Source organism: Pseudomonas sp. (assembly GCF_026224925.1).
Classification (GTDB): Bacteria; Pseudomonadota; Gammaproteobacteria; order Pseudomonadales; family Pseudomonadaceae; genus Aquipseudomonas.
In genome coordinates, this window is the sequence record NZ_JAMFRV010000488.1 from 1 (window position 1) to 6,332 (window position 6,332).

Consider the following 6,332-nt stretch of genomic DNA (forward strand, 5'->3'; position numbering starts at 1 on the left):
ACCAGCTCGGCGCCAAAACCACAGGTGCGCGTGGCTTCATGCACAACCACGCAGCGACGGGTTTTCTTCACGGAATTGACGATGGTTTCCAGGTCCAGCGGCCACAGGCTGCGTAGGTCGATGACTTCAGCGTCGACCCCGGTTTCTTCTGCGGCAACTTGCGATACGAACACCGTGGTGCCGTAGGTCAGTACCGTAACGTCGTTGCCGGGACGGGCAATTGCCGCCACGTCCAGCGGCACTTTGTAATAACCGTCAGGCACGGCGCTGGCCGGGTGTTTCGACCACGGCGTCACCGGGCGGTCGTGGTGGCCATCGAATGGGCCGTTGTACAGGCGCTTGGGTTCAAGAAAGATCACCGGGTCATCGCACTCGATGGAGGCAATTAACAGGCCCTTGGCGTCATACGGGTTGGACGGCATCACCGTGCGCAAACCGCAGACTTGGGTGAACATTGCTTCAATGCTTTGGCTGTGGGTCTGGCCGCCGTAAATGCCGCCGCCGCAGGGCATGCGCAGGGTCAACGGAGCGGTGAACTCGCCGGCCGAGCGATAGCGCAAACGTGCGGCTTCAGAAATGATTTGATCCGACGCGGGGTAGACGTAGTCGGCAAACTGGATTTCGACCACAGGCCGCAGACCATAGGCGCCCATGCCCACCGCAACCCCGACGATCCCGCTTTCCGAGATCGGCGCGTCGAACACCCGGGAGGTGCCATATTTGTTTTGCAGCCCTTCGGTGCAGCGAAAAACGCCACCGAAGTAGCCCACGTCCTGACCGAATACCACCACGTCATTGTCGCGTTCGAGCATCACGTCCATGGCCGAGCGCAGCGCCTGGATCATGGTCATGTTGGTGGTGGTCATGGCGGTGTCCAACTGGATGTCGTTGTTGAAATCGTTCATGTCAAATCCCCAGTTCCTGACGTTGGCGACGGAGGTGCTCGGGCATCTCTTTGTAAACGTCGTCGAACATCGTCGCGGCGCTAGGTGTTTGCCCGCCCGCCAAGGTGCCATAGCGCTCTGCTTCTTTCTGCGCGGCGATAATCTCGGCTTCGAGTTCAGCACTGGTAGCGGCGTGCTCTTCCTCGGACCACTGGCCGATATGAATCAGATGCTGCTTCAAGCGCAGGATCGGATCACCCAGCGGGAAGTGACTCCAGTCATCGGCAGGACGGTATTTGGACGGGTCGTCAGAGGTCGAGTGCGGACCGGCGCGGTAGGTCACCCACTCGATCAACGTCGGCCCCAAATTGCGCCGCGCACGTTCTGCGGCCCAGGCCGAAGCGGCGTACACCGCAACGAAATCGTTACCATCGACGCGCAATGACGCGATGCCGCAGCCCACTCCGCGACCGGCAAAAGTTGTCGCTTCGCCGCCCGCAATCGCCTGAAACGTAGAGATCGCCCATTGGTTGTTGACCACGTTGAGAATCACCGGTGCGCGGTAAACGTGGGCAAACGTCAAGGCGGTGTGGAAGTCGGCTTCAGCGGTGGCGCCATCGCCGATCCAGCCCGAGGCGATTTTCGTATCACCCTTGATCGCCGAGGCCATACCCCAGCCGACTGCTTGAACGAACTGAGTGGCGAGGTTGCCGGAGATGGTGAAGAAACCGTAGTCACGCACCGAGTACATGATCGGTAGCTGACGGCCTTTGAGTGGATCGCGCTCGTTAGACAACAGCTGGCAAATCAGGTCCACCAATGGCACTTCACGCGCCATCAAAATGCTTTGTTGGCGGTAGGTCGGGAAGCACATATCGGTGACGTTCAGGGCCAACGCCTGAGCACTGCCAATAGCCTCTTCGCCGAGGCTTTGCATGTAGAAGGACATTTTTTTCTGACGCTGGGCGACGACCATGCGGTTGTCGAAAATGCGCGTTTTGAGCATGGCACGCATGCCTTTGCGCAGAATCTCCACCGGCACGCCTTCGGCCCACGGCCCAAGCGCTTGGCCCTGATCGTCGAGAACGCGGATCAAGCCTTTGGCGAGGTCTGCTGTGTCAGCCGGTTCGACATCAATCGGCGGCTTGCGTACCTCACCAGCACCGGTCAATCGCAGGTAGGAAAAATCGGTTTTACAGCCTGGACGGCCGGAAGGTTCAGGAACGTGCAGGCGCAGGGGTTCGTATTCGTTCATGGCTATTCTCTCTACGCTCGATCTTGTCATATGTTTTGTTGGGCGTTGGAGCGGTATCAATGTGTTGGACAAACCTTGATACGTCTTGTCCTGCACAAATCATATTCCTGAGCGTAGAGAATATTTTTCTCATGTTGGTTGCGCCAAAGGTCATTTAGGGACAATTATTCTAAATAACTAAAACAAACAGGCGTATTTGTCTCATGCGTAAGCTGGATCGGACCGATATAGGGATTCTCAACAGCCTTCAGGAGAATGCCCGAGTCACGAATGCGGACCTGGCTCGCTCCGTCAACCTGTCCCCTACCCCGTGTTTCAACCGGGTCAAGGCGATGGAAGAACTGGGGCTCATCCGCCAACAAGTCACCCTGCTGGACCCCGAATTACTGGGCCTGCACGTCAACGTGTTCATTCACGTCAGCCTGGAAAAACAGGTGGAAGAAGCGCTGCACGTGTTCGAAGACGCCATCGCCGACCGCCCCGAAGTGATGGAGTGTTATTTGATGGCAGGCGATCCGGATTACATGCTGCGGGTGCTGGTGCCGACCATTCAATCCCTGGAGCGATTTCTGCTCGACTTCCTGACCAAAGTTCCTGGCGTGGCGAATATCCGCTCCAGCTTTGCGCTGAAGCAGGTGCGCTACAAAACCGCCCTACCGTTACCCGCCAATGGTTTGATTCTCGGCAATTAGGCCGGTCCAGCGCTGCCCACAATAAGGTCTGATTGAACCGATGAAATACTCCCGATCTTCTCGACTTCCCTGGCTGCTGCGCAAACTGCTGCGGCCACTGCTGGACCCTTATCGCCGTTACCGTCACGCCCGGGTGATTCACTCTGTGCGGGTATCGTTGGGCTTACTGGCGTCGATATTACTGACCACCGGTATTAACCTGCCCCACGGTGAATGGGCATCGATCACCATGCTAGTGGTGATTGGCGGGCTGCAGCACCACGGCAACATTGGCAAAAAAGCCGCAGAGCGGGCTTACGGCACGCTGATCGGCGCGGCGGTTGGACTGTTTTTTATTGCGCAGTTCGCATTTTTTGGCAGCCCGACGCTGACCTATGTAGGCATCTCGGTGGTGTGCGGCTTTTTTGCGTATCACGCGATTGGCAAAGGTGGTTACACGGCGTTGCTGTCGGCGATTACCGTGTTTATCGTCGCCGGGCATGGCGATAACCCGGTGGCCGATGGCCTGTGGCGTACTGTGGATATTCTGATCGGCATCGCGCTGGCCTTGGCGTTCTCTTTCGCCTTGCCGCTGTATGCGGTGTTCTCTTGGCGCTACAACTTGGCGAGTGCTTTACGCGATTGTGCAGCCATTCACAGCCGCATCATCAACGGCCAATCGGTGACCGACGACGAGTACCTGAAGCTGATGAACCGCTTGAACAGCGCCATGGTGCAACTGCGCTCGTTGATGCCGTCTGTGTCCAAGGAGGTGAAAATCTCGGTCAATCAGTTGGACGCGATCCAGCGCAACCTGCGGATGTGCATCAGCACCCTGGAAATTCTCGCCAACACCCGCCCCGCCGCAACCGACGAACAGGCCATGGCTTCGCTGCAGTTGTCGCTAAAAGCTGAAAACCGTCAGATACGCATCCAGTTGGTGGGCATGGCCCGCGCCCTGCAAACCGGCAACGCAGAACGCCTTGAGCGCCCGGTGCCTGGCGTTGACAAAGAGCCGATGACCAACACACCGGTGTATTCGGCGCTGGACGGTTATCGCCTATTAACCCTGCAATTGGCCGCCAATATCGACGACATGCGCCAACGGCTGGCTAAGGTTTCCAAGCAATGGACAATTTGAGTCAGGCGTCATAACCCTAGGCAGTGCGGTATTCCACAGTCAGGTGTGTGACCTCGTGCACCGGCGCCAATCGCTGGCGAATAGTGTCCGCATCAATCGCCGAACTGCCTAGAACACTGACAATCGCCGCTCGCGCTTCGGGGCCGACACGCCACACGTGGAGGTCGGTAATCGTTGCGTCGTCGGTTTTGCTCAAAATCTCGCGAATTTCTTCAGCAACGTGGTCATCGGTTCTGTCGAGCAACACACCTGCGGTATCGCGCATGAGCGTCCAGGCCCAGCGCGCAACCACCAACGCGCCGACAATGCCCATGGCCGGGTCCAGCCACACCCAACCCAGGTATCGACCGGCGAGCAAAGCGGCTATGGCCAAAATTGAGATCAATGCATCGGCTAAGACGTGCACATACGCCGATCGCAGGTTGTTGTCCTGGCTATGGGCGCTGCTGTGGCCGTGAGCGTCATGATGGTCGTGCCCATGATCATGATGGTGATGGTGATGACCGTGGCTGCCGGACAGCAATAGCGCGCTGACGATGTTCACTGCGAGCCCGACGATAGCGATCAACGTCGCTGTGCCGAATTGCACTTGAGTCGGTTCAAACAAGCGCAGCACTGATTCGAAACCAATGCCGATGGACACCAGACCCAGAATAAGCGCCGAAGCAAATCCACCCAAATCGCCTACTTTGCCGGTGCCAAAACTGTAACTGGCGTTGGAGGCATGGCGCTTTGCGTAGCCATAGGCCGCCGCTGCAATGCCCAACGCCCCGGCGTGCGTCGCCATGTGAAAACCGTCAGCCAGCAAGGCCATGGAACCGGTCAGGTAGCCCGCCGTGATTTCGCCGACCATCATCACCACGGTGAGGGCTACCACCCATAGGGTGCGCTGAGCATTTTCATCGTGCGCGGAACCCAAAAACACATGGTCATGGGCGTAATTCAGTTGTGGACTAACCATGGTGTAAACCTTCTATTTTGAGTATCGGCGTATGGCTTCAAGCAATTCTTCGACGCCTTCAGCCCTTTCTTCATCGCTCAAATCGGGGTGCGCCACGTGCTCACGGGCATGGGCTTCAATGATCTCGTCCATCAACCCGTTGATCGCACCGCGCGTTGCCGCCACCAGGTGCAGGGTCTTTCCACAGTCCAGATCAGACTCCAGAGCGCGCTCTACGGCATTGATCTGCCCAGCGATACGTTTCACTCGTTTCAGCAGTTCGTCCTTACCGGACATTATGTGCGACATACCATACCCCCCCTCCCTATACAGGCGGTGATAATCACTGAAAACTCGATGCCGCACAAGCCCTACTGGCGGTGTTTGAACGATTCGTAGGCAGGCAGTGCTGGACAGATGTGTCGCTGCGTTGGAAAGTAAATCGCAATTGAGATGATTTTTTTCGTTACGTATTCATTAGGGGATAGAGCCATGATCACCGAGAGTATTCTCCACAACCTGTTTCCCACCGATTCCGACATCCCGGAAAACTATCGCCTCAACGGTCAAATCGAACAGCGCGAATACCTGGTGGACGGCGTGCTGCGGATCTGGCCGGGGCCGCTGGCTACCGTGCACAGCCCGGTGTACCTGAGCACCGATCACGGTGACGAACAAGTCATCCTCGGCAGCACGCCGTTGCTCGACGCCGACACCGCACTGACCGCGCTGGACGCCGCAGTTCACGCCTACGACCGAGGCCAGGGCGTTTGGCCGACCATGCGCGTTGCCGAGCGCATTCAGCACGTCGAAGCCTTTCTGGTACGCATGCGCGAACAACGCACAGCGGTGGTCAATTTGCTGATGTGGGAAATCGGCAAAAGCCTCAAGGACTCCGAAAAGGAATTCGATCGCACCTGTGACTACATCGTCGAAACCATTAATGCCCTCAAGGAACTGGATCGTCGCTCCAGCCGTTTCGAGTTGGAACAAGACACCCTCGGCCAGATTCGCCGCGTGCCCATGGGCGTTGCGTTGTGCATGGGCCCTTATAACTATCCGCTGAACGAAACCTTCACCACGTTGATTCCGGCGTTGATCATGGGCAACACCGTGGTGTTCAAGCCGGCCAAGTTGGGCGTGCTGTTGATTCGTCCGCTGCTCGAAGCCTTCCGCGACAGCTTCCCGGCCGGGGTGATCAACGTGATCTACGGCAGCGGCCGGGAAACCGTCAGCGCACTGATGGCCAGCGGCAAAGTGGATATCTTCGCCTTTATCGGCACTAATAAAGCCGCCAGCGCCCTGAAAAAGCTGCACCCGAAGCCACACCGTTTGCGCGCAGCCTTAGGCCTGGACGCGAAAAATCCTGGCATCGTGCTGCCGAGCGTCGACTTGGACAACGCCGTCAGCGAATGCCTTACCGGCTCGCTATCGTTCAACG

General features: G+C 57.7%; 7 protein-coding genes. 3 read left to right on the forward strand and 4 right to left on the reverse strand.

Features of this window, described 5'->3' with window-relative positions; genetic code table 11:
- Window positions 1–905: alpha-ketoacid dehydrogenase subunit beta (locus M0974_RS20870; protein ID WP_297841106.1), on the reverse strand; the 905-nt coding region annotated here is incomplete at its 3' end.
- A gap of 1 nt (window position 906) precedes the next feature.
- Entirely contained in the window at window positions 907–2,139 is a 1,233-nt protein-coding gene (locus M0974_RS20875) for a 3-methyl-2-oxobutanoate dehydrogenase (2-methylpropanoyl-transferring) subunit alpha (protein ID WP_297841109.1), read from the reverse strand.
- 203 nt (window positions 2,140–2,342) lie between these two features.
- Between M0974_RS20875 and bkdR the strand changes: the two genes are divergently transcribed.
- Window positions 2,343–2,831, forward strand: coding sequence for a Bkd operon transcriptional regulator BkdR (gene bkdR, locus M0974_RS20880; protein ID WP_297841114.1), 489 nt, complete (start codon window positions 2,343–2,345; stop codon window positions 2,829–2,831).
- A 40-nt stretch (window positions 2,832–2,871) separates the two neighbouring features.
- Window positions 2,872–3,951 carry an FUSC family protein gene (locus M0974_RS20885; protein ID WP_297841116.1) on the forward strand — a complete coding sequence of 360 codons (1,080 nt, stop codon included), beginning with the start codon at window positions 2,872–2,874 and terminating at the stop codon, window positions 3,949–3,951.
- A 16-nt stretch (window positions 3,952–3,967) separates the two neighbouring features.
- Here M0974_RS20885 and dmeF read toward each other — a convergent pair whose 3' ends face one another.
- Both dmeF and M0974_RS20895 read right to left on the reverse strand, forming a co-directional pair.
- A complete protein-coding gene (gene dmeF / locus M0974_RS20890; protein WP_297841119.1) occupies window positions 3,968–4,912 on the reverse strand; it encodes a CDF family Co(II)/Ni(II) efflux transporter DmeF in 945 nt (314 codons plus the stop codon).
- A gap of 12 nt (window positions 4,913–4,924) precedes the next feature.
- A complete protein-coding gene (locus M0974_RS20895) occupies window positions 4,925–5,200 on the reverse strand; it encodes a metal/formaldehyde-sensitive transcriptional repressor (protein ID WP_297841121.1) in 276 nt (91 codons plus the stop codon).
- Window positions 5,201–5,383: 183 nt separating this feature from the next.
- On the opposite strand from M0974_RS20895, the gene M0974_RS20900 reads away from it, so the two are divergent.
- On the forward strand, window positions 5,384–6,332 hold a 949-nt coding region (locus M0974_RS20900), incomplete at its 3' end, for an aldehyde dehydrogenase family protein (protein ID WP_297841124.1).

Bases quoted from the DNA above. Each gene is read 5' to 3' on its own strand.
- dmeF (WP_297841119.1), bottom strand. From the start codon at position 4,912: ATGGTTAGTCCACAACTGAATTACGCCCATGACCATGTGTTTTTGGGT.
- M0974_RS20895 (WP_297841121.1), bottom strand. From the start codon at position 5,200: ATGTCGCACATAATGTCCGGTAAGGACGAACTGCTGAAACGAGTGAAA.
- bkdR (WP_297841114.1), top strand. From the start codon at position 2,343: ATGCGTAAGCTGGATCGGACCGATATAGGGATTCTCAACAGCCTTCAG.
- M0974_RS20875 (WP_297841109.1), bottom strand. From the start codon at position 2,139: ATGAACGAATACGAACCCCTGCGCCTGCACGTTCCTGAACCTTCCGGC.
- M0974_RS20885 (WP_297841116.1), top strand. From the start codon at position 2,872: ATGAAATACTCCCGATCTTCTCGACTTCCCTGGCTGCTGCGCAAACTG.